This is a genomic window from Spirosoma agri (assembly GCF_010747415.1).
Classification (GTDB): domain Bacteria; phylum Bacteroidota; class Bacteroidia; order Cytophagales; family Spirosomataceae; genus Spirosoma; species Spirosoma agri.
In genome coordinates this window covers 3181039-3201780 of record NZ_JAAGNZ010000001.1, presented here as the reverse complement: position 1 = coordinate 3201780, position 20742 = coordinate 3181039, and the positions used below count along the sequence as shown (strand labels likewise).

Below are 20742 nucleotides of genomic sequence, written 5' to 3'. Positions count from 1 at the left end.
TCGAACTGATAAATGACTTTCGTAGAACCGTATTTACTGTGGGGTGCGCTGGCGGTAATGATTCCGATTATCATCCATTTCTGGCATCAGAAAAAAGGGAAACCATTGGCGTGGGCTGCTACGCAATGGCTGGTGGAGAAGGACCAGCAACAGCAGCGCGGTCTCAAACTCGACAACCTGCTTCTGTTGGTTCTGCGGTGTCTGTTGTTGGTTGTACTGGCGTTTTTGTTGAGCCAGCCCGTGCTGACGCTGAAAACCAAAGCCGATCATCAGGCTATTCATCTCATTCAGCCCAGCGCACTGGTGACTACCAATTTTCGGTTTGAACTGGAAGAGGCCGCCAAACGAGGGGAGAAGCTGTACTGGATCAACGAAATGGCCGCATCCGTCGAGAAGCCCGGTGAACTGCCCGACAAACAGACGTTCACCCCCTTGCTGCTTCAATCGGCCATCGACAAGCTGCGTCAGGAAAATACTGAGCTACACCTGTACGTGCTGAATAACGAAGCACTGGCTACGGTGCCGTCGATTTACGTGCCATCTCAGTATCATGTACATGCCCTCGCTGATTCAACCCGGAAACCGCGTGCCTACCTGGCGACGAAAGGCAACAAACGGTTGTTCATCAATCAGGCGGGGCGACTGACGAGCGGGGAAGGCCCCGATCCGGCCATTGTTTTTCAGTCGGCAGCCGCGCATAGCGGGCGATTGACCGTACTGCTCGATTACCGAACTAAACGCGAACAGCAGACGGTCGAAGCCGCGCTGAAAGCCCTGTCCGACGTGTATGATCTGGATCTGGTGATCGACCATAACAAGATCGCATCGACTACCTATGACTGGGTGCTGACCGATCAGGAACCGGCTAAGCCCGCTGGTCAAACGCTATACATCGTTTCGGGTAAATCGGGTTATCCGGTAGTGCCTAACGTGCTGTATTATCCCTACTCGTTTACGCCACAAACGGATGAGCGGGTGGCAAACGGACAATTGCCCGAATGGCTGGGGGAGCAGTTGATTCAGCATTATGGCTTGCAGGCCAGTTCATTACCGCTTAGTCAGCAGGAGCTAAACGCATTGTTCGTCGTGTCGAGCCGGTCCGACCACAAACCGCAAACCGTGGTCCATAACGCAATTCTATTGCTATTTGTCGTCCTGCTCATCGCCGAACGCTGGATCGCATTAACCAAGAACGCATGACAGATCCCAAAAAAGTCCTCGCATCGGTCAGCACCCAGCTGTACGCCAATGGCCTGTTGCGCAGTCTGGTGCTGGCTGCTTCGGCCTATATTATCACCATTACGTTTACCCGGTCGATCCCGCTGGCTTCACTGGCTGGTTTGGTGGGATTGGGCGTAGGCATCTATCTGGCGAAGCTCTACCAGAACAAGAAACCGCAGGCTATTAGACTGATTCACCAGACGGTTGGCGATGCCGAATATAGTCTGCCGTTGCTGGATAAAGAGCCGCTTAACGTGGCCGAACAACTCCAGTTGGAGCGGCTCTACGACCGCATTCGGGAAGCCCGGATACCCACGGTTATTTTTTCGCAGCTGGGTCTATACGGCTTCGTGCTGTTGGTGGCGGTGGGTATTCATGTCGGCTATCCACTGCTACAACGTCCGGCAGCAGTGCCCCCCGAACAGCGTAGGGAAACGGCTGCGGTGGCATCGGTAGAAAAGCCAGTTGCGCCCTCGTTTCGGTCGGCTCAGTTGCGCATTCAGCCACCTGCCTACACCCGACTGCCAGTCCGGTCGTCCTCCGATTTGAACGCGTCGGCCGTCAATGGCTCTAGGCTGACGTGGCAGCTAGTCTTCAGCGATACGCGGAATCTGTCGGTTCGGCTGGTGAGTAATCGGGGTGTTGAGGTTCGGTTCAAACCGTCGGGCAACGGATTTACGTACGAGGATCGCCTGATCAGTTCGGGCTTGTACGCCATTAAAGCCTACTGGTCGGGCCTGAAGGGGAACGATTCGCTGGTCTATCAATCCGATTTTTACCGGCTTGAAGCCCAACCCGATCTGGCCCCGAAAATCGTTCCCGAGTCAAAGGAACTCTACCGATACCATTACCTGAAAGACCCGAAAACGATTGGTCTGTCGGCGACGATCTCCGATGATTTTACCGTGTCGCAGGCGTTCATCGTGGCCACTTTGGCGCGTGGATCGGGTGAGAATGTCAAGTTCCGGGAGGTGAAGATGCCGCTGGAAAGGACTAATTTCAAGGAAGCTAGGCTGACTAAGCAGATCGATCTGAAAGCCCTGAATTTCACGCCCGGCGATGAACTGTACTACTACTGGGCCGCTTTCGACAATCGGCAGCCGGAGCCTAATTACACCAAATCGGATACCTATTTCCTGGTTTACAAAGACACGACGAACGTAGAAGAAGGGCAACTGGCAACAATGGCCGTGAACATTATGCCCGAGTACTTCCGGAGCCAGCGGCAGATCATCATCGACACGGAACGGCTGATTGCCAAACGCAAAACGCAGGGCAATAGCCATACGTTCAAGAGCACCTCCAACGAAATCGGGTTCGACCAGAAAGCCCTGCGACTGCGTTACGGCCAGTTTTTGGGTGAGGAGTTTGAGAAATCCATCGGTGGCGGTGGCCCTCCGCCCTTACCGACCAACAGCGACGGCGCGGTGGTGTCTGGTATGGCCGCCATCCAGGCGTATATGCACAAACACGATGAGGGTGAGGGTGAACACACCGCAGCGCCCCAGCCGGAAGCGCACAGTGCCGATGACGGACACAACCACGGCGGGGGCGGTCATGCCGACGATGGGAAAGATCCGCTGGCCGCGCTGATGGAGCAGTACGTTCACAACCACGACGATGCCGAAACGAACACGTTCCACGAGCAATCGACCCGCAGCCTGTTGAAAATGGCACTGGAGCAGATGTGGCAGTCGGAGCTACACCTGCGACTCTACGAACCCGAAAAAGCGTTGCCGTTCGAGAAAAAAGCACTGGAATACCTGAAGTTATCGCAGCAAAAAGCGCGTTCGTTCGTCAAGAAAACCGGCTTCGACCCACCCCCGATCAAAGAGCTGGAAACCCGCCTGACGGGTGAACTGAAAAACGTGAACGCCAGTGCTACGCAGCACCGAACGTATGATCAAACCCGGCTTGACCTGCTGGTGGGCGAAGTACTGGGCTTTTTGTCGCTGGAAAAACTTAGTCCGGCGCAGCGGCAGACGGTGCAGCAACTGGGAAATGCGCTGGCCGACGGTGTCGTAAACAGCGGTCTGACAAACTGGTCCGTGTTGACGGGCTTGCAGAAACTGGCGGGGGGTAAACCGCTTACCGACGCAGATAAAAAACAACTGAAGACCAAACTGTACGCGCTGGCCGGAACGACACGGCAAACCAGCCGGTCCTACACCAGTGAACGAAAACTTGAACGGTCATTCTGGCACCATTTGCAATGATTTCATTCCATTTCGACCGATCAGACCCACTTAACTGGCTCATTCTGGCACTCGTAGCCATCCTTGTTATTGTACAGGTGTGGCTCACCGTGCGTAACGAATCGCTGACGGCACAACGCAAAACAGTTCGGCTGGTCCTGAACGTGCTGCTGAGTTTGATACTGCTGGGCTACGTGCTGCAACCGACCTGGACCCGATCGACCAACTCGACCCATGCGTTGCTGGCAGGTAATGAGGTTCCGGATACGTTTCGGCAGAAGATCAGCGATAGCCTGAACCTGCGCGAAGTCATTACCCCCCGGACATTCAATGGCGACCGGTTCGATTCGGTGACGCTCGTTGGACAGGATTTTTCGCCTGAACTGCTGAGTCGGCTGAGTCGGCAGGCGGTGCGCTGGGTGCCTTATCATACCCCCGACCAGGTGCAGGCGATCCATTGGAAGGGTATTGTCCAGAAAGGAGAGATGCAGCAGGTGAGTGGCACCATCCAGTCGGCCAAGAAGCAGCGCATCAAGCTGATGTACGCCCGGCAGACGCTCGATAGTGTCGACGTGCCGGAAGGACTATCGCCGTTTACGCTCCAGTTTCCGGCGTTCACACTGGGCCGTACCGAAACTGAGCTGGTTTTGAACCAGACGACACTGGACACCATTCGGTTTTTTGTCCGGCCCATGAAACCACTGGCGTATCAATTCATCCTGGGGACGCCTGATTTTGAAAGTAAAACGCTGGCGGACTGGTTGGGTAAAAACGGAAACTCGGTTCAGATTACGGCCACCCTTTCCAAGGATGTGAGCAATCGACTAACGATCAACCGGGCTTCGGCGAAACCCGATGTGATCATCACCGATCCGAGCAATGCGGCCAATGCAGTAGTCAAGCGGGCGGTTGCCGACGGAAAGGCCGTTCTATTCATCAACCTGACTAATCCTGAAGCCGACTGTCGACTGATCAACCAGGCGCTCGGTAGTCGATTGCAGGTTCGTAAGGTGTCGAACGAGCCTCTGCTGCCGGTTGTCGATGGGTTGAATGCGCTGCCGTACGCGTTGTCGCCCGTGCCGATTCAGACCGATATTCCGGGCTATCCGGTTGCCATACAGCAGACTACGGGTAAAATTGGCGTGAGCCTGTTGAATGAAACGTTTCCCCTGAAACTCAGTGGCGACAGCCTGGCCTATAACCGGGTGTGGAGTGCTATTCTGGCCCGCCTTCAGCCTTCGTCCATAAACAGTGCCGAAATCGACGCACCGGTCTTTGCGGGCGTTCGTGCGGAAATTCGGGTCAATAATCTACCGAAACGACCCCCAACGGCTCGCTTGAGTAACGACACCGTGGCGTTGACGTACTCGCCCATCAATGCGTTATCGGCGGAAGGGCGGTTTGTGGAAAGTCGAACCGGTTGGTTTCCGATTCTGGACTCACTGGCGACCTACGTTGACGGAAACAGCTTCCCGACTATTGCCAAAAGCCAGTTGGTTCGTGCCTATACCGAAGCCCACGCTACGGACCAAACCGGGCGGATCATCGCAGCCTGGCAGACGGAAAACCGCCTTCCGAACTGGGCGTGGTTACTGCTTTTCGTTGCCTGCCTGACCAGCCTGTGGGTCGAGCCTAAACTTGGCTCGTAGTTTAGCGTTTATACGGTGGGAAGTTCCTGTGAAATCAATGGAAGCCCGAATCAGGAGACTTATCGATAAACCCGAACGCTATGTGGACCGAACAGGACAACCAACTCACGCGCGATTTTACCTTTACCGACTTTTCGGAGGCCTTTGCGTTTATGACCCGTGTGGCGCTCATCGCCGAGAAGATGGACCATCATCCGTGGTGGTCGAACGTTTATAACAAGGTGACCATCAAATTGGCTACGCACGATGCGGGCAATACCGTGACCGAAAAAGACCGGAAACTGGCTGCGGCAATCGATAAATTGAGCGTGGGCGAAGCCGGGTAACGCTTTCTGCGCTTACTTTTACCGATTCGTGCACAGAAGCGAGGTGATGATCGTGGGTTTTCACGGCCAATACCATCATATCGACATGCCCTTCTGCGCGCAAGGCTATGGAGAAAGTAGGCGTCTCGGCTCCGTTGGGTCGTCGGGTTTGGGTCATGCAGTTCGTTTATCTGGCGGTGAGCTGTCTGCTGGTGTGGCTGATCGTTGAACTACCTGAAAACAACGACTGGCTAACCGGAACAGTTGCCCGCTTTTATGGGCAGCGCCAGCGCCTGGGTGGAACGACCGACCGGCAAAGCCGGGAGCGGGAAGGCTATAAAACCGCTTACACCTATACGACGCTCATCAAACAGCACGTCAAGCCCACCGATTACTTTCTGATTCCGCCACAGCGCTACCTTATCCGAAATGCCTATAAGCTGGGCGCTGCGGATGGGTACGTCTGGCTATACCCCAGCGTTTTGTATTATCATCTGGGAAAGGCGGTTCACCTGCTCGACATGACCGGCCCTGACACAACCTGGCATTGGGCGACTCATACGTTTTGGGTTCAAAATAAGCAACTGGTTTTGCTCAGACTTACCGCTGAAAACCGGCAGGCCGTGTTCACTGAATTCCGGAAATACGACCCCCAATTTTTTGCCTATACTCCCGAACAGGCCCGACGATATTATTATTCCCAAAAATGAGTTTATCGCTGGCTTTCGTGATCAGTGCTCAGTTCCTGATCGGGTTTGGAATTTGTACCCGACTACGATGCGTTACGAACGGGTTGAGTCTGATCGGTCTATCCACGTTGGTCGGTCAGGGAGTTAGTTCGGTATTGCCGTTCGTGATCGAGTTTGCGCATCTCCCCATTGCCCGAACCCCTGTGTTTACTGGCCTGGGATTGATGGCGGTCGTATCGCTGGTGTTATTGCGTGGGCAGGGCGGCTATCTACGCCGAGTATTTAGCTGGCAACACCTGTCGTTGCGACTCTATGAACTACCCTTTCTGGGCTTCTGGAGCTATTTGTTGGTCATCAGTGCCTGGAAATGCGCGTGGTTTCCGAATACACCCTTCGACATGATTGTGGGCCCCGATCTCGTCGCTACGTTTGCCGTCAGCGAGCACACGCTGGCCTCATCGGTGTTTACGGAGCATTTGCCATCGGTGTCGGTGTTTAGCAATCAGCCGTTCTACGCGCCGTTCACCGCTATGCAGCAACTTATCTACCTGTTGGCGGCTCAGGATGCTGGTCCATTTATGTTCGGAAAGATCTGGCTTACCGGGCTGGTCATCAGCTTCGGCCTGTTCCTGTACGCCGAGCTTCGCGAGCGAATACACCCGATGGTAGCCGGTACGCTGATGACGCTATTGGCTTGTACGCCCGAACTGTTCGCCTACACGTTTCTGGTGCAGACGGATTGGGCCAATGCGGCATTTTTTGTAGCGGGCGTACTGTTGCTGTATCGCTACGTCGAATCGGATCGACCGGGGGCGTTGGTTGGGAGCGCGTTATTACTGGCCATCGCCTGCTGGACCCGTACCGAAACGATCTTTTTTGTGCCCATTGGATCGCTGGTTGTACTGGCCTGTTCTGCCGGTTCGATTTATCCGTATGCCGTATCTTGGAGATACGGCATACGGATAAATCGAACCGGTAACTCTAAACACGTTGACCCTGATGACCGATTTCCAAGATACGACATACGAGCCAGAAAAACCGGCAGAACGCTAGTGAAGGGATTTATGCTGGCATCTGGTTATTCATTAGTTTGCCTGATACCGGTCCTGTTCTGGAATTACGGTTTCCTACGTGGGTACGTCCCCTTGCCACCTCATGCCAGGCTCGGCGTATTTCATGGGCTGTCAGACGGCTACTGGACTACACTCATGGCTGTCTTTGCCGGTATGAATAAGCAGGTCGTTTTCAACGCTGACTACTGGCATTATGCCGTTCCGGTCTTTCTGGTTGTGACCAGTCTGAATCTCCTTGTTTTCCGGGATAAACGCGGGTTGATGTTCCTGGGCTGGCTTGTCGGTATTTATGTTCTGTTCGGCTTCATGATTCTGCACGTCGATGGGGCCAACATTGCGTTCACCTTTCGGCGGGGCTTTTTCAAATTACTTTTTCTGATGTATGCTTACCTCGGCACAACCACGTTGATGCATTGGCTGTCTGGCTGGTTGTACAAATGGGAGGGACGCACCACAATAGTACAACCGCGCTAAGGGACCACCGGAAACGCGACAATGCGCAGCTTGGTACAGCCGTAGGGAATGAGCGTGATTGTTTCGGGCTTGTCACTGACTTCGCCCTTATAAACACCATCGCGTGGCGTAACGGGTTGCCGGGCTACTCCCTCCACGATTTTCCAGCTCGGAATCTGCCGCCCGGTGGTTTTGATTTCAATGGGCGCATTGGCTTCGTTCCAGACAAAATTAGCGGAGATGGGTTTCAGGCTTACGGTTGTGTTCTTCACCGGATCGGTGACCAGAGCCTTGGGTAGCCCGTAATTCCATTGCCCGCCTTGCCCCGATGATTTTGGCTGATACTCGTAGTAATTACCCTCTTCTTTGATCGACTTTTCAGTGATGTCGGACTCCACTTTCAGGGCATACACCAAGGGCCCCCGCTCGATGGTGCGTGAGTTCTTGGCCCAGTTGGAGGTCCTGACCTGCATCGGTAGTTGAAGCGTTACTTTATCACCGTCTTTCCAGGCCCGGTTCAGGCTAACCACCTGCCCGCCTTTGTCCGAACGAAGTTTGGCACCGTTTAGGAGGATGGTTGCTTCGGTACACCAGCCCGGTATCCGTAACGCAAGCGGGAATGTGGTGGGTTTGGGAAGGCTGATTGTAAAATTGATCTGATCGTCAAACGGGTAGCTGGTCGATTCCTGAATGGTTACGGTCGTGCCATCGGCGACGTTGGCCGTTACTGTGTTCGGCGCGTATTCCAGTGCAGCCAGCCCGTTACCGGATGCGTACCAAAGATGCGATACGTACTTCGTCCAGCCCTGGTGCATGTTGGCGGTGCAGCAGGTGTACCCCGCATACGGCCCAAACACATTGGTCATCCCCCGGTCGAACGGCAGCGAAAAATCATACACACCCCGTGAAATCTGTACCTGATTGGCAATCTGAAAATACTGCCGGGAATGGTAATCGTCGGTGGTTTGGGTCGGTAATGCGTTGAATGTCATGCGTTCGAGGACGTCCATGTACCACGGGTCGCCCGTGACGCCGATGATTTCTTCCAGCGAGAACATGGTTTCAACGATGGCGCACAGTTCGACGCCCTGCGTGGGTTCGTTGCCGTGCAGGTCCTCATCGCCCGAAAACATGCCGTGCGGTAAACCGTGGAGCGTCATCAGATCGTTGAAGCCGGTTTTTACGGCGGTGAGGTACGTTGCCTCTTTTTTGCCCCGGTAATATTCGGCGGGGAGTTTCAGGCCCATGCCCACGTTAACCGCGTGGCGGTCCATCCAGCGCTGGTTGGTCTGGTTCACAGCTGCGCCGATTGCCCAGTTGCGGCCACCGAGCAGATCGGTCCAGTTGGTCGTCTGTTTGTACAGGGTGTCGGCCAGATCGAGCAGGAATTTGTCGCCCGTCTGGTTGTAAAGCCAGTACACCGCCATGATGTTATCGCCCCCGCGCGATTCGGCCCACTCCGACCACTTGTTGAGCGGACAGGTCTTGAGACTTTCGTGCTGATACGTAAAGTAGCGGGTCATAAACGGAATGACGCGGGCATCACGGGTCGCCGAATAATACTGCTGCAATACCTTCAGCATTACCATGCGGGGCCACCAGTCTTCACCATCGGCGCAGTCTTTCATCTTGCCGCCGTTTGCCAGTTCGGCTTTTGTGTACGCGCCAAAAAAACCATTCGGTCGTTGATGGTCAAGACTCCAGTTTATGTATTTCTGAACCTTGTCTTTCAGCGTCTTATCGTCTAGCAGGTACGCCAGCGGAACCGCTCCATCGAGCCAATAGGGTGTTTCCTCCCAGCCATCGCCTTTACCACCCAGCCAGCCGTTATCGTCCCTGATCTTCGGATAGTATTCGTCCAGATGCCCCGTCGCGCCATCGCGCATTACCTCCAGTTGGTGACGAATCCAGCCATCGGGTTTTATGGCACCAAGCGGCAGTTCTACGTATTTCTGAAGAGCCAGCGGAGCCCGGCTATTGCTGTACAAAGGTTTTCGTGGCGTTTGCGCAAAGACGGTCGTTGCGGTCAGTAAGGAAAGAAGAAGATACTTCATGGATAGGTCTGGGGAAAAGATCAGTTCGCGAATTCGGGTGACCCGGTGTCGTTTATAAGGCTAATTTGGCCGTAATCTATCCGGCTTCCCGAAGTTTTTGTGATGGAATAGGTGACGGGCGCTAACTTGCGGCATGAAATTGTACCTCGTGCCGACGCCAATCGGCAACCTCGACGACATTACGCTGCGGGCCATCAAGGTTTTGCAAAGCGTCGATGCTATTCTGGCCGAAGATACGCGCACATCGGGCGTGTTGCTCCGTCACCTAAATATCAGTAAGCCGCTCCACAGCTACCATATTTTCAACGAACACCAGACCGTGCAGCGGCTGGTGAGTCAACTGAAAGAAGGGAAAACACTGGCGCTGGTGTCGGATGCGGGAACACCCGGTATTTCCGATCCTGGGTTTCTGCTGGTCCGCGAATGCATTAAGCACGACATTCCGGTCGAGTGTCTGCCCGGTCCCACTGCTTTCGTTCCGGCGCTGGTGAACTCGGGGTTGCCTAACGACCGCTTTACGTTCGAAGGATTCTTACCGCATAAAAAAGGACGGCAGACGCGCCTTTCCGAACTGGCCGGGGAAGAGCGGACAATGGTATTTTACGAGTCGCCCCACCGGTTGCTGAAAACGCTGCAACAGTTCGCGGATGTGTTCGGCCCGGACCGCCCGGCCAGCGTGTCGCGGGAGTTGACCAAGCTGTTTGAAGAAAATCCGCGCGGGTCGTTGTCCGAACTAATTGCGTATTTTGCCCAAAAAACGATAAAAGGGGAACTGGTGGTCTGCGTTCAGGGAAAAGAACCGGCCAAAGGGAAAGCCAAACGAGTGTATGACCATGACGCGGATGACAACGAAGCGAACGAAGATGATGACGAGTAACCGGATCGCCAAACGAGTAATCGGCAGTTTTCTGCTGTTTTTTTACGTCGCCTTCATAAGTCCTCAATCGTCCGTTGCCCAGCCGTTTTCGCCCTCGTCGCAGGTGAGTCTGCTGACCTTCGGGCCGGGTGAGGAATTGTATTCGGTGTTCGGACATACCGCCATTCGGATCTACGACCCGATGCACAATATCGACCGAACCTATGGGTGGGGGGGATTTCGTTTCTCGGAGAATAACTTCTACGTGAAGTTTCTGCGGGGAACGCTCCCGTATTACATCGACGCGTATGAAATGTACCTGATGGTCTACGCCTATCAGGCTGAAAATCGCACCATCCAGGAGCAGATACTGAACCTGTCGCCGAGTCAAAAGCAACGCCTGTTCGACGTGCTGACAACGAACATGCTGCCGCAAAATGCAACCTATCAGTACAAGTTTTTCTACGACAACTGCGCCACCCGCCCCCGCGATGTGATCGCCAAAGCCTGTGGCGACAGCCTGATGATTCCGTCGCGGTCGCGCATGACCGGGAAGTCGTACCGGGACTGGATGAACGATTATCTGGGCGAGAAACCGTGGGCCAAAGTGGGTATGAACCTCGCGATCGGTAATCCCTCCGATGTACAAACCGACGGCTGGCACGCTATGTACCTGCCCGAAAACGTGCATGACCAGCTGGGAGATGCTACCCTGAAACTGGCTAATGGTCAGGTTGTTCCACTGGTGGCCCGCGATCAGACGCTGTTCAAGGCGGCAAAGACGTTCCCCCACGAACTACCCTTCATTCTGGATCCGAATGTCATCTTTACGCTATTCGGTATTCTGGTTGCCTTATTTACCCTACGTCGCTACCAAAGTGGTCGGGTAGACCGCTGGGTGGATCGCTGGCTATTTGGTATCGTTGGTTTTTTTGGCTGGTTCCTGTTTCTGTTGTGGGTGGGCACCGATCATGGTGTTACGGCCTGGAATCCGACGCTGTTTTACCTGATGCCGCTCCATCTTCCCCTGATCTACTGGGCTACCAGTGCCCACGCTACGGCCCGACGCCGGACAACCTATTTTAGCATCGTAGCGGTGTTGATCGTCGTCGGCATGGTTCTCTCGAACGTGCCGGGTGGCGTCGACGTCGTATTCCCGCTGACACTGCTTATCCGCTGCATCGTCAATATCCAGATGGTCCGGCGTGGCTATCAGACCCCTGCGCGGGTCGCCTGAGAAGTAGTTATGGGCCGACCGTCCGCGCTACAGAGTGAGGAGCATGAATGTTATCGAACAGGGATGAGTAGGCCAAAATCCGAATCAGCTTCTATCGGAAAACGGTTAGCCCTCATTCATGAAACGATTACTAGGTCTTCTCTGGCTTTTCTACATCACTGATCTCGCTGCCCAGCCAGTCGAGCGTCTCGTTAAGGTGCTCGTTACCCCCAACCATGCCGACTGGGTCTATAAAATCGGTGAGCCGGTCAAAGTCAATGTGTCCGTTTACCGGAACAACGTGCTGCTGAAAGACGCAAAACTTCGGTATGAAATTGGCCCCGAAAAGATGGAGCCGACCAAAAAGGAAACGGTAACCTTGCGCGACGGTACGCTGGCACTGGATGCCGGCACGATGAAAACGGCGGGTTTCCTGCGTTGTGTCGCTACCGTTGAACTGGATGGCAAGGAGTACCGGGGCCTGACAACGGCGGGGTTTGACCCACAATCCATCAAACCAACGGTGCCCAATCCCACCGATTTTCAGGCGTTCTGGGACAAGGCAAAAGCTGATCTGGCGGCTGTGCCCATCGATGCCCGCATGACATTGCTGCCCGACCGCTGTACGGAGCTAACGAATGTCTACGAGCTGAATCTGCAGAATATCAACAACTCCCGCTTTTACGGAATCCTATGCGTGCCGAAAAAAGAAGGTAAATATCCGGCTATTCTACGCGTGCCGGGTGCGGGTGTCCGGCCATACAACGGCATGATTGCCGAAGCGGAAAAAGGGTTCATCACGCTCGAAGTCGGTATTCATGGCGTGCCGGTCACGATGGCTCCGGTGGTATACGAAAATCTGGCCCGTGGCCCACTTAACGGCTACCCGGCGGCAAACCTCGACGACCGCGACCGTTATTATTACAAACGGGTCTATCTGGGCTGCGTGCGTGCGGTCGATTTTCTGGCTGGTTTCCCCCAATACGATGGCCAGAATCTGGCGGTTACGGGGGGTAGTCAGGGGGGCGCCCTCTCCATTGTCACGGCTGGTCTCGACCCGCGCATCAAGTGGCTGACGGCTTATTACCCGGCGCTGAGCGACGTGACCGGTTATCTCAACGGTCGTGCGGGCGGATGGCCGCACCTGTTTGCGGGCAACGATCTGGCGTATAACAACAAACCGGATCGCATCAAAACAACGGGCTACTACGACGTGGTCAATTTTGCCAGACTCGTGAACGTGCCCGGTCGGTATTCGTGGGGCTTCAACGATGAAGTCTGTCCGCCAACATCCATGTATGCCGCTTATAACGTAATTCCCGGCCCTAAAGAGCTGGATACAAGCTACAAGGACACAGGCCACTGGACCTATCCGGAGCAGACAGAAAAGATGACTAACTGGCTTCTGGCGCAGTTGAAGGGGGGTAAATAATGGAGTGGTACTGTTTCGCGTAGCGGCATGGCCGTATGTAGTTTTACTTAATTTTCCCACAGAGGCACAGAGAACACAGCGTTATCAGTTTGTAAACGTCGGTGGAAAACCTCCATGTCCTTTGTGCCTCCGTGGGAAAACAAGAAATCGATAAACGCTGACCGAAAAGTCGCTTTCCTTGATCGAACGCAACCAAATCGTTCGGAATTTCGTAAATTTAGTATGCAACTATTTGTTAACTCCGATCTCAACGATACGCTTAAAACAAGGCTCCGGCAGCAACTGCCCGCCGACATTACCATTGTCTTTCGCCATGACCTTCCGTCCGAACAGCAGCAAGCGGCTTTTCAGTCCGCCGATCTTGTGCTGGGAAATCCACCACCGGCCTGGTTTACCGAACCACTACCGAATCTGAAGTTCTGGCAGCTGGATTCGGCTGGCTTTGACGGGTATAAAAACGTGCAGCAACAGACGCTGGTTGCCAATATGGGTGACTATTTTGCCTGGCCCTGCGCGGAAACAATGGTAGCGGGCATCCTGGCTTTTTACCGGCGCATTCCGGAACTGGTCACTCTGCAAAACCAGTCCGAGTGGGTTGGGGCACCGATACGTACCCGAACGGGACTACTGCGGAACAAACGCGTCGTAATTCTGGGAACCGGTACCATCGGGCAGGCTGTACGTCAGATGCTGACCGGCTTCGACTGCGACGTCAACATGCTGGCCCGTACCGATCCCCAGGCCGATCTGCACTCCGCCGAAGAACTGAACGCTGTATTGCCGCAAACCGACATTGTGGTTAATTGCCTGCCCGGTACCGCAACCGGTTTTGTATCGGCAGATGTGATCGCAGCCATGCAGCCCGGCAGTCTCTATGCCAATGTAGGCCGGGGCAGCACAACCGACGAACCAGCCCTGGTCGAAGCACTGACGGTCGGGAAGTTAGGCGGTGCCATTCTCGACGTAACGGCCACGGAACCACTGCCGGCTGACAACCCACTCTGGACACTGCCGAACGTGCTGCTGACCCAGCATACGGGGGGCGGGCAACCCGACGAGGAAGCTGGAAAGGTCACGCAGTTTCTGCGGAATTTCGAGCGGTTCCAGGCGGGTGAGTCGCTGGAAAACGGAGTGGAATTAGAGCGGGGATATTGATGGAAAGAAGAATCGTTGACTTCGTCGTTTTAGCCGATTTTAAGCATTTAAAAGCCGATTCTTCAACTTTTTTTAGTATATTTAAGGAGTCGAACGGCGGTCATGGCGTTCGGCAAATCCCGCCTATTTATCCCGTGCAATAGTACCTATACCAATTCATGATGAACGAAGAAAATCAGGAACCGATAGACGACGAACAGTCACCGAACGACGCAGAACAGGCTGCTGAAGGCGCAGTGCCAACCGACGCTATTGGACCGGATGAACAACCGATTGACACCATCAGTGAAGTTCTGCACGACCAGACCGTCGTGTCGGGACTGTATGAAAATTATTTTCTTGATTACGCATCCTACGTTATTCTCGAACGGGCCGTACCCGCCGTTGAAGATGGGCTGAAACCCGTTCAGCGCCGGATTCTGCACGCCCTCAAAGAGATGGACGATGGCCGGTTCAATAAAGTGGCGAACGTGATCGGCCAGACGATGCAGTTTCACCCCCACGGTGATGCCTCGATCGGTGAAGCACTCGTCAACATCGGTCAGAAAGAACTGCTCTTCGACACACAGGGCAGCTGGGGCGACGTACGTACGGGCGATGGTGCGGCTGCTCCGCGTTACATTGAAGTGCGGCTCTCGAAGTTTGCTCAAGATGCCGTTTACAACGACAAAACGACCGAATGGCAACTGTCGTACGATGGTCGCAAGCGGGAGCCGGTTACCTTGCCCGTAAAATTTCCGTTGCTGCTTGCACAGGGTGTTGAAGGTATTGCCGTTGGACTCTCGACCAAAATTCTGCCGCATAACTTTAACGAACTGGTCGATGCGTCGATCAATATCCTGAAAGATAAACCCGTTTCGCTGTTCCCCGATTTTCAGACGGGTGGTCATATCGATGTCAGCAACTACAACGACGGGCATCGGGGCGGTAAGGTTCGGGTTCGGGCCAAGATTGAAGAGGTCGATAAGAAAACCCTGGCGATCCGGGACGTTCCCTTTGGCGTGACGACACCGCAACTGATCGAATCGATCGTCAAAGCCGCTGAAGTAGGTAAAATCCGGATCAAAGCCCCCAGTCGCAACGTGGCTGCGGTGGTCGATAACACCGCCAAAGACGTCGAAATTCTGGTACACCTTCAGCCCGGCGTATCGCCCGACGTGACCATTGATGCCCTCTACGCCTTCACGGATTGTGAGGTGTCGATCTCGCCCAATGCCTGCGTTATCATCGGTGACAAGCCCCATTTCGTCAGCGTAACGGACATTCTGCGCGTCAACACCCACCAAACGGTGCAGCTGTTGCAACGCGAACTGGAAATCCGGCGTAGTGAGTTAATGGAGCGGTTGCTGTATAGCTCGCTGGAGAAGATTTTCATCGAAAACCGGATCTATCGGAAGATCGAGGAGTGCGAAACGTTCGAGGCCGTGCTGGCAACGATCGACAAAGCGCTTAAGCCGTTTAAAAAGCAGTTTTACCGAGAGATCAACGAAGACGATCTGATTCGCCTAACTGAAATCAAGATTAAACGCATCTCCAAATATGATGGGTTTAAGGCGGACGAACTGATGCGCCGACTGGAGCAGGAACTGGCTGAAACCGACGATCATCTGGCCAATATCACCCGTTATGCGATTGCGTATTACAAGGATCTGCAAAAGAAATACGGCAAAGGCCGGGAGCGCAAGACCGAAATACGGGCGTTCAATACCATTGCAGCCAGCGTCGTAGCGGCAGCTAACCAGAAGCTGTATGTAGACCGGGAAGGTGGTTTTGTCGGCTATGGGTTGAAGAAGGACGAATACGTCAGTGATTGCTCCGACATCGACGATGTGATCATTTTCCGGCGCGATGCAAAGTGCATGGTGGTTAAAGTGCAGGAAAAGATATTCGTTGGCAAGGATATTGTGTACGTTTCGGTATTTAAGAAGAACGACGAACGCAAGATTTATAACCTCGTTTATCTGGATGGAAATTCGGGGATTTCGATGGCGAAACGTTTTCCCGTTACGGGCGTCACGCGGGATCGCGAATATGACCTGACGATGGGAAATCCAAAATCGAAGTTGACTTATTTCAGTGCCAACGATAATGGGGAAGCGGAGGTTATCACCATCAACCTGACGGCGCAGTCGTCGGCTAAAATCAAGCAGTTCGACTTTGATTTTGCGTCGGTTGGCATCAAAAACCGGGGGGCGCAGGGTAACATTCTGACGAAATACCCGGTGCGAAAAATTACACAGAAGTCGGGTGGCGTATCAACGCTGGGTGGCGTAGACATCTGGTACGATGATCACCTAGGCCGGCTGAACCGCGACGAACGCGGACGGCCTCTGGGCAATTTTAATGCGAAAGATAGTATTCTGGTCGTTTATAAAGACGGGCAGTATGAGTTAACCACCTTCGATCTTACCAATCGGTACGAGCCGAATGAATTAGCCATACTGACGAAATTTGACCCGGAACTGGTGCTTTCGGCCATTTATTACGAAGCGAATCAGAAAGCATGGTACGTGAAACGGTTCAAGGTTGAAACCACGTCGATCGATAAGAAATTTAGTTTCATCGGTGAAGTGAAAGGGTCTAAAAACTTAGCCATAACCGCCGACCGTTATCCACGCATTGAAATCATTCACCAGGTGAAGGAGCGGGGCCCGCTCGAGAAAATGGTGCTCGAACCGGAGGGTTTCATTGAAGTACGGGGCTGGAAAGCGTTGGGGAATAAACTGCCGTTCGCGAAGGTTAAAGAGGTGAAACTTCTGGAACCCAAAGTTGTTGTCGCGCCCGCCCAACCGAACCTGTTAACGGCTTCGATCGTAGAACCGGACGCTGCCGATGCAACGGAATCGGACGAAAAAGAGTCAATGCAATTAGGATTGTTTTCATAGACTAACCGAACCCTACAGGTCTGGATCGAGCCTGTAGGGTTTGCGAACAGTATGGAAGAAAAGCCCTTTTTAGGATTACGTACGGTCATCTACGCAGCGCCGGACCTTGCCGCGACAAAGGCGTGGTATACAAAGGCGCTGGCGAGCGAGCCCTATTTTGATGAGCCGTTTTACGTTGGGTTCAATGTGGGCGGATACGAATTGGGTCTTGATCCGAACGCGGTCGTAGCGGAAGGAAGCACGATCACGTACTGGGGTGTCGCTGCGATTCATGAAGTGCTGCATCGACTGATTAACTTAGGAGCGGTACTGCATACCGACATACAGGATGTGGGTGACGGCATCAAAACCGCAACGGTAAATGATCCATTTGGTAATGTTGTCGGATTGATCGAGAATCCACATTTTCATCTGTAGAATGAATACGACGTTGGCCACCGACTACAGTGACGATACGCCCCGCGAAGCGGTTGGTATTCGCGTGGTCAAATGGACCATTAAGTTTGCCATTGCGGTTAGCTTCAGTGGTGCCATGGTTGTGCTGATCAGCAATTGGTGGGTTGTTCATAATACACAGAATCAGATCTATTTTGACGTTCGGGAACTCCCTGCTAATGATATCGGCCTTGTACTGGGCACGAGTAAGTTTGTGCGGTCTGGTAAGGAGAACCTGTTCTTTCGCTATCGGATGGAGGCTACGGCCCGCTTGTGGAAAGAAGGAAAAGTCAAATACCTGATCCTGAGCGGCAATAACGATTCGGAGTACTACAACGAGCCGGTCGACATGCAGCGGGCACTGGTCAAGCTGGGCGTTCCGGCATCCGTGATGACCCTTGATTACGCTGGCTATCGGACGTTCGATTCCGTAGTACGCTGCAAAGACGTCTTCAATCAGGAGAAGATCACAATTATTTCGCAAAATTTCCACAACGCGCGTGCGCTCTACATCGGGAACCATGAAGGCATGGAAGCGATCGCTTTTGCCGCCCAGGATGTTCCCGACGGTTATTCACTGCGCACGCTCATTCGCGAATACCTCGCCCGCCCATACGCCCTGCTCGATGTACACCTAATACGCCCTCAGCCGGAAAAAGGCAACTGGGAGCATAAAGCAACGTACACAACCAAAAAGTAAGGAATTTTATGGTCGTAGCGCGGACGGTCGGCCGTTGCCGTGGAAACCCGCGATTTTAGCCAGTCCTAGTCAGCTATCGCAGGTTTCCACGGCAACGGCCGACCGTCCGCGCTACGACGTTACAACCGCGTTGTTGGCTGACGAACCGGAAACGAAAATAGCCCGATCTCAGCTTGAGATCGGGCTATTTGTTGCTGTAATATCAGGTCCGAGAACCCGTTACTAAGTTAGGTTTACAGGTTCAGCAGGAAACCGATGGTGAAGTTAGCATCCCAGTCGAAAACGAACTGATCACAGCCAGTAGCATCGGCAACGGCTTTGTAGATGTTCAGCCCTGCTTTCGACTTAGCGTTGTCGAGTTTATAAGCCGACGGCGCGTCCAGCACCGTGTACCGCTCTTTCCCGTTTCGAACGGCTTTGGCCAGCTCAAACGGTACGCCACCAATGATGAAGCACGTTTTCCGGTGATCTTCCGGAACTTGCTTGGCTTTGGCACTCACTTCCGAAGCAACGACTTCATCGCTAGTTCCGTTCTGGAAATACTTGGCTCCGTAGGTTTCGATGGCTTTCGTGGCACTGCCATTTTTCCAGGAAATCTTGGTGTTCCCCGAACCAATATCGACCACGAATGAATTGCTGGCGTAATCGGCAGGTAGGACTGATTTCAGACCCAGCGACCCTTCCTGCTCCGGCGTTACCGTATTGACAAAGTAGTTCAGCGATTTCAACGCTTTGATAATCTTCTGCGTGCCTTCGGCCTTCACCGCGCCCGAACTGACAACGAAATGAATGTCGCGGCCACTGACACCGAAATCGAGCATTTTGCCGATGTAGCTCTTCAAACCCGACCGGATATCATCGTCCGAAGCCATATTCTCGATAACCAGACTATTGCCAAATTCGGCTTTTTCGAGCTTCCAGTTTTTCTGGTCATCAACCCGGATAATGAATGAGTTGAAGCCACTGGCCCCTAGCTCGACAACACCTTTGAGCTTACCGTTCGTCGGTGCAGGGGGTGTGTAGGTGAATGACCGGCGAGTGCCCGAACTAGTTGCTTCATCCGATGCGCCAGACGACGAATTATCCGATGATGCGCTTGATTCCTCCGTTGAGGCTGATGAGGCCTGATCGTCTGACTTGGGTAGGGTAGCGGACTCTTCCGATTGTTTCGGCGCAATTTTGCGCAGGGCATCAGCACCGCCAAAATAGCGGAATCCGAAGAAGATGGCGGCCAGAATCAGGGCCGTGATGAGCAGCCGACCGGCTACGGTTAAACGTTGCATAGTGTTTAGCAGGGGGAAAAGTGAAGGAGTGATTGAGCGACTGAGTACCTAAATGCAGTTGAATGAGGTTCACTCCATTACTATTTCGCTCAGTCGCTCAAGGAAATTAATCGAGCAAATTCTTGTAACCAGCGTCTTTCTGGGGATTGGGCCCCGTGATGACGGGTTGCGCGGGGGCGTCAAGCTGAACCATCTTGAACTCGCCCTTATTGTAAGCGTCCAGCAGAGCTTCCCCTTTGTCGGACAGGATACCGTTCTGGATATCTACGCCATTGATAAAGTCCATCGACAGATCCATGGCCCGTTTCATTTCGCCGAGCTTCATGCTCATATCGTCCTGAATGTATTCCATCGACTGATCGAAGTAAAACTTCTTGTCGGGGTCCCCTTTGAAGATACTAACGGCGGTCTTGAGTGCGTTGGAGCTATCTTTAACGATCTGGTATTCCGTTTCTTTGAGCCGAACTTTGATCTCCGTTTCCTTGATGATGTAATCAGCGCTCTGGTTCACTTTTTCCATGAACGCCAGCACGTTTTTCATATTCCGTTGAAGCGGCAGCAACTTCTCGTTCATCTCTTGCAGACCAGCGCCTTCGATGGTTGCCAGCTGAGCCGTTTCGCGCATACCGGGCTTGTCGCTCAGGGAGTTTGCCTTGTTGGCTTCCGCGAACTTCTGCTTGATCGATTCGTTGTTTTCGCTGATCTTTTTGTTCAGTTTAACCAACTGGCCGGCCAGGATATTGATTTGCCCCTGCATCTTTTCCCGCTTCTCTTTCAGATCCTGAATGTAGATTTTCATGATCGCGATGGGATTCAACTGAATCACTGTTCCCGTAATGCTGCGCATCAGCGACTTGAACAGGAAGAATACCGCCGTCCGTACGTCGCGACTGGTGAACAGAAAAATGAGAACGCCCAGTGCACCGAGCAGCAAGCCCAGTTCAAGAATATTGGAAGTAGCGCGGATCAGGAATTCAACGATTCGGTTAAAATAAACAAGGCCCAGTCCGGCTACACCGGCCAGTGCGATCATGCCCAGAATACCTTCGGGTCGGCTCCAGAACGAACGCTTTTCCACGTCTGTCGAACCACCAAGTTGAGAAAAATCAGGAGTAGCCATTGGTTGGTTTATGGTTTGAAT

16 protein-coding genes are annotated in these 20742 nt (G+C 53.5%); 13 read left to right on the top strand and 3 right to left on the bottom strand.

The features are described 5' to 3' along the window. Positions 1–12: 12 nt before the first annotated feature. The 6 genes from GK091_RS13325 (at position 13) to GK091_RS13300 (ending at position 7606) form a co-directional block, all read left to right on the top strand. Positions 13–1200 (top strand): BatA domain-containing protein, encoded by a 1188-nt coding sequence (locus GK091_RS13325; protein ID WP_164038681.1) that lies wholly within the window; start codon positions 13–15, stop codon positions 1198–1200. After that, complete coding sequence (locus tag GK091_RS13320) at positions 1197–3437, top strand: hypothetical protein (protein WP_164038678.1); 2241 nt, start codon at positions 1197–1199, stop codon at positions 3435–3437. The genes GK091_RS13325 and GK091_RS13320 overlap by 4 nt, the downstream gene beginning before the upstream one ends. After that, positions 3434–5065 (top strand): hypothetical protein, encoded by a 1632-nt coding sequence (locus tag GK091_RS13315; protein ID WP_164038675.1) that lies wholly within the window; start codon positions 3434–3436, stop codon positions 5063–5065. The genes GK091_RS13320 and GK091_RS13315 overlap by 4 nt, the downstream gene beginning before the upstream one ends. Before the next feature lie 80 nt (positions 5066–5145). Further along, on the top strand, positions 5146–5391 hold the full coding sequence (locus GK091_RS13310; RefSeq protein ID WP_164038672.1) for a 4a-hydroxytetrahydrobiopterin dehydratase: 246 nt from the start codon (positions 5146–5148) through the stop codon (positions 5389–5391). Between the two features lie 107 nt (positions 5392–5498). Then, positions 5499–6080 carry a hypothetical protein gene (locus GK091_RS13305; RefSeq protein WP_164038669.1) on the top strand — a complete coding sequence of 194 codons (582 nt, stop codon included), beginning with the start codon at positions 5499–5501 and terminating at the stop codon, positions 6078–6080. Continuing rightward, on the top strand, positions 6077–7606 hold the full coding sequence (locus GK091_RS13300) for a glycosyltransferase family 39 protein (RefSeq protein WP_164038666.1): 1530 nt from the start codon (positions 6077–6079) through the stop codon (positions 7604–7606). The genes GK091_RS13305 and GK091_RS13300 overlap by 4 nt, the downstream gene beginning before the upstream one ends. On the opposite strand, the gene GK091_RS13295 is transcribed toward GK091_RS13300, so the two are convergent. Beyond that, positions 7603–9639 (bottom strand): beta-L-arabinofuranosidase domain-containing protein, encoded by a 2037-nt coding sequence (locus GK091_RS13295; RefSeq protein WP_164038664.1) that lies wholly within the window; start codon positions 9637–9639, stop codon positions 7603–7605. The two genes, GK091_RS13300 and GK091_RS13295, sit on opposite strands and share 4 nt — an antisense overlap. A gap of 133 nt (positions 9640–9772) precedes the next feature. Here GK091_RS13295 and rsmI point away from each other — a divergent pair, with 133 nt between their 5' ends. The 7 genes from rsmI to GK091_RS13260 all read left to right on the top strand — a co-directional run bounded on the left by rsmI (position 9773) and on the right by GK091_RS13260 (position 18318). After that, the gene (gene rsmI / locus GK091_RS13290) at positions 9773–10516 is read left to right on the top strand and encodes a 16S rRNA (cytidine(1402)-2'-O)-methyltransferase (protein WP_164038662.1); all 744 of its coding nucleotides are present in this window, start codon (positions 9773–9775) and stop codon (positions 10514–10516) included. Then, complete coding sequence (locus GK091_RS13285; protein ID WP_246202226.1) at positions 10473–11732, top strand: lipoprotein N-acyltransferase Lnb domain-containing protein; 1260 nt, start codon at positions 10473–10475, stop codon at positions 11730–11732. Before rsmI ends, GK091_RS13285 begins: the two co-directional genes overlap by 44 nt. A 118-nt stretch (positions 11733–11850) precedes the next feature. Then, positions 11851–13143, top strand: coding sequence for an acetylxylan esterase (locus tag GK091_RS13280; RefSeq protein WP_164038660.1), 1293 nt, complete (start codon positions 11851–11853; stop codon positions 13141–13143). Between the two features lie 222 nt (positions 13144–13365). Next, complete coding sequence (locus tag GK091_RS13275) at positions 13366–14298, top strand: D-2-hydroxyacid dehydrogenase (RefSeq protein WP_164038657.1); 933 nt, start codon at positions 13366–13368, stop codon at positions 14296–14298. Between the two features lie 158 nt (positions 14299–14456). Beyond that, a complete protein-coding gene (locus GK091_RS13270) occupies positions 14457–17183 on the top strand; it encodes a DNA gyrase/topoisomerase IV subunit A (protein ID WP_164038654.1) in 2727 nt (908 codons plus the stop codon). Positions 17184–17234: 51 nt separating this feature from the next. Further along, positions 17235–17600, top strand: a complete 366-nt coding sequence (locus tag GK091_RS13265) for a VOC family protein (RefSeq protein ID WP_164038651.1) — start codon at positions 17235–17237, stop codon at positions 17598–17600. A 1-nt stretch (position 17601) separates the two neighbouring features. Beyond that, positions 17602–18318, top strand: a complete 717-nt coding sequence (locus GK091_RS13260; protein WP_164038647.1) for a SanA/YdcF family protein — start codon at positions 17602–17604, stop codon at positions 18316–18318. 233 nt (positions 18319–18551) lie between these two features. Here the strand turns inward: GK091_RS13260 and GK091_RS13255 are convergent, their stop codons facing one another. Next, positions 18552–19601 carry a hypothetical protein gene (locus GK091_RS13255; protein ID WP_164038645.1) on the bottom strand — a complete coding sequence of 350 codons (1050 nt, stop codon included), beginning with the start codon at positions 19599–19601 and terminating at the stop codon, positions 18552–18554. 106 nt (positions 19602–19707) lie between these two features. Further along, positions 19708–20721: a hypothetical protein gene (locus GK091_RS13250; RefSeq protein ID WP_164038642.1), complete on the bottom strand. Its 1014-nt coding sequence runs from the start codon at positions 20719–20721 to the stop codon at positions 19708–19710. Between the last annotated feature and the right edge of the window lie 21 nt (positions 20722–20742).

Excerpts from the sequence above, each read along its gene's own strand:
- GK091_RS13325 (WP_164038681.1), top strand. The coding sequence starts at position 13 with ATGACTTTCGTAGAACCGTATTTACTGTGGGGTGCGCTGGCGGTAATG.
- GK091_RS13320 (WP_164038678.1), top strand. The coding sequence starts at position 1,197 with ATGACAGATCCCAAAAAAGTCCTCGCATCGGTCAGCACCCAGCTGTAC.
- GK091_RS13315 (WP_164038675.1), top strand. The coding sequence starts at position 3,434 with ATGATTTCATTCCATTTCGACCGATCAGACCCACTTAACTGGCTCATT.
- GK091_RS13310 (WP_164038672.1), top strand. The coding sequence starts at position 5,146 with ATGTGGACCGAACAGGACAACCAACTCACGCGCGATTTTACCTTTACC.
- GK091_RS13305 (WP_164038669.1), top strand. The coding sequence starts at position 5,499 with ATGGAGAAAGTAGGCGTCTCGGCTCCGTTGGGTCGTCGGGTTTGGGTC.
- GK091_RS13300 (WP_164038666.1), top strand. The coding sequence starts at position 6,077 with ATGAGTTTATCGCTGGCTTTCGTGATCAGTGCTCAGTTCCTGATCGGG.
- GK091_RS13295 (WP_164038664.1), bottom strand. The coding sequence starts at position 9,639 with ATGAAGTATCTTCTTCTTTCCTTACTGACCGCAACGACCGTCTTTGCG.
- rsmI (WP_164038662.1), top strand. The coding sequence starts at position 9,773 with ATGAAATTGTACCTCGTGCCGACGCCAATCGGCAACCTCGACGACATT.
- GK091_RS13285 (WP_246202226.1), top strand. The coding sequence starts at position 10,473 with ATGACGCGGATGACAACGAAGCGAACGAAGATGATGACGAGTAACCGG.
- GK091_RS13280 (WP_164038660.1), top strand. The coding sequence starts at position 11,851 with ATGAAACGATTACTAGGTCTTCTCTGGCTTTTCTACATCACTGATCTC.
- GK091_RS13275 (WP_164038657.1), top strand. The coding sequence starts at position 13,366 with ATGCAACTATTTGTTAACTCCGATCTCAACGATACGCTTAAAACAAGG.
- GK091_RS13270 (WP_164038654.1), top strand. The coding sequence starts at position 14,457 with ATGATGAACGAAGAAAATCAGGAACCGATAGACGACGAACAGTCACCG.
- GK091_RS13265 (WP_164038651.1), top strand. The coding sequence starts at position 17,235 with ATGGAAGAAAAGCCCTTTTTAGGATTACGTACGGTCATCTACGCAGCG.
- GK091_RS13260 (WP_164038647.1), top strand. The coding sequence starts at position 17,602 with ATGAATACGACGTTGGCCACCGACTACAGTGACGATACGCCCCGCGAA.
- GK091_RS13255 (WP_164038645.1), bottom strand. The coding sequence starts at position 19,601 with ATGCAACGTTTAACCGTAGCCGGTCGGCTGCTCATCACGGCCCTGATT.
- GK091_RS13250 (WP_164038642.1), bottom strand. The coding sequence starts at position 20,721 with ATGGCTACTCCTGATTTTTCTCAACTTGGTGGTTCGACAGACGTGGAA.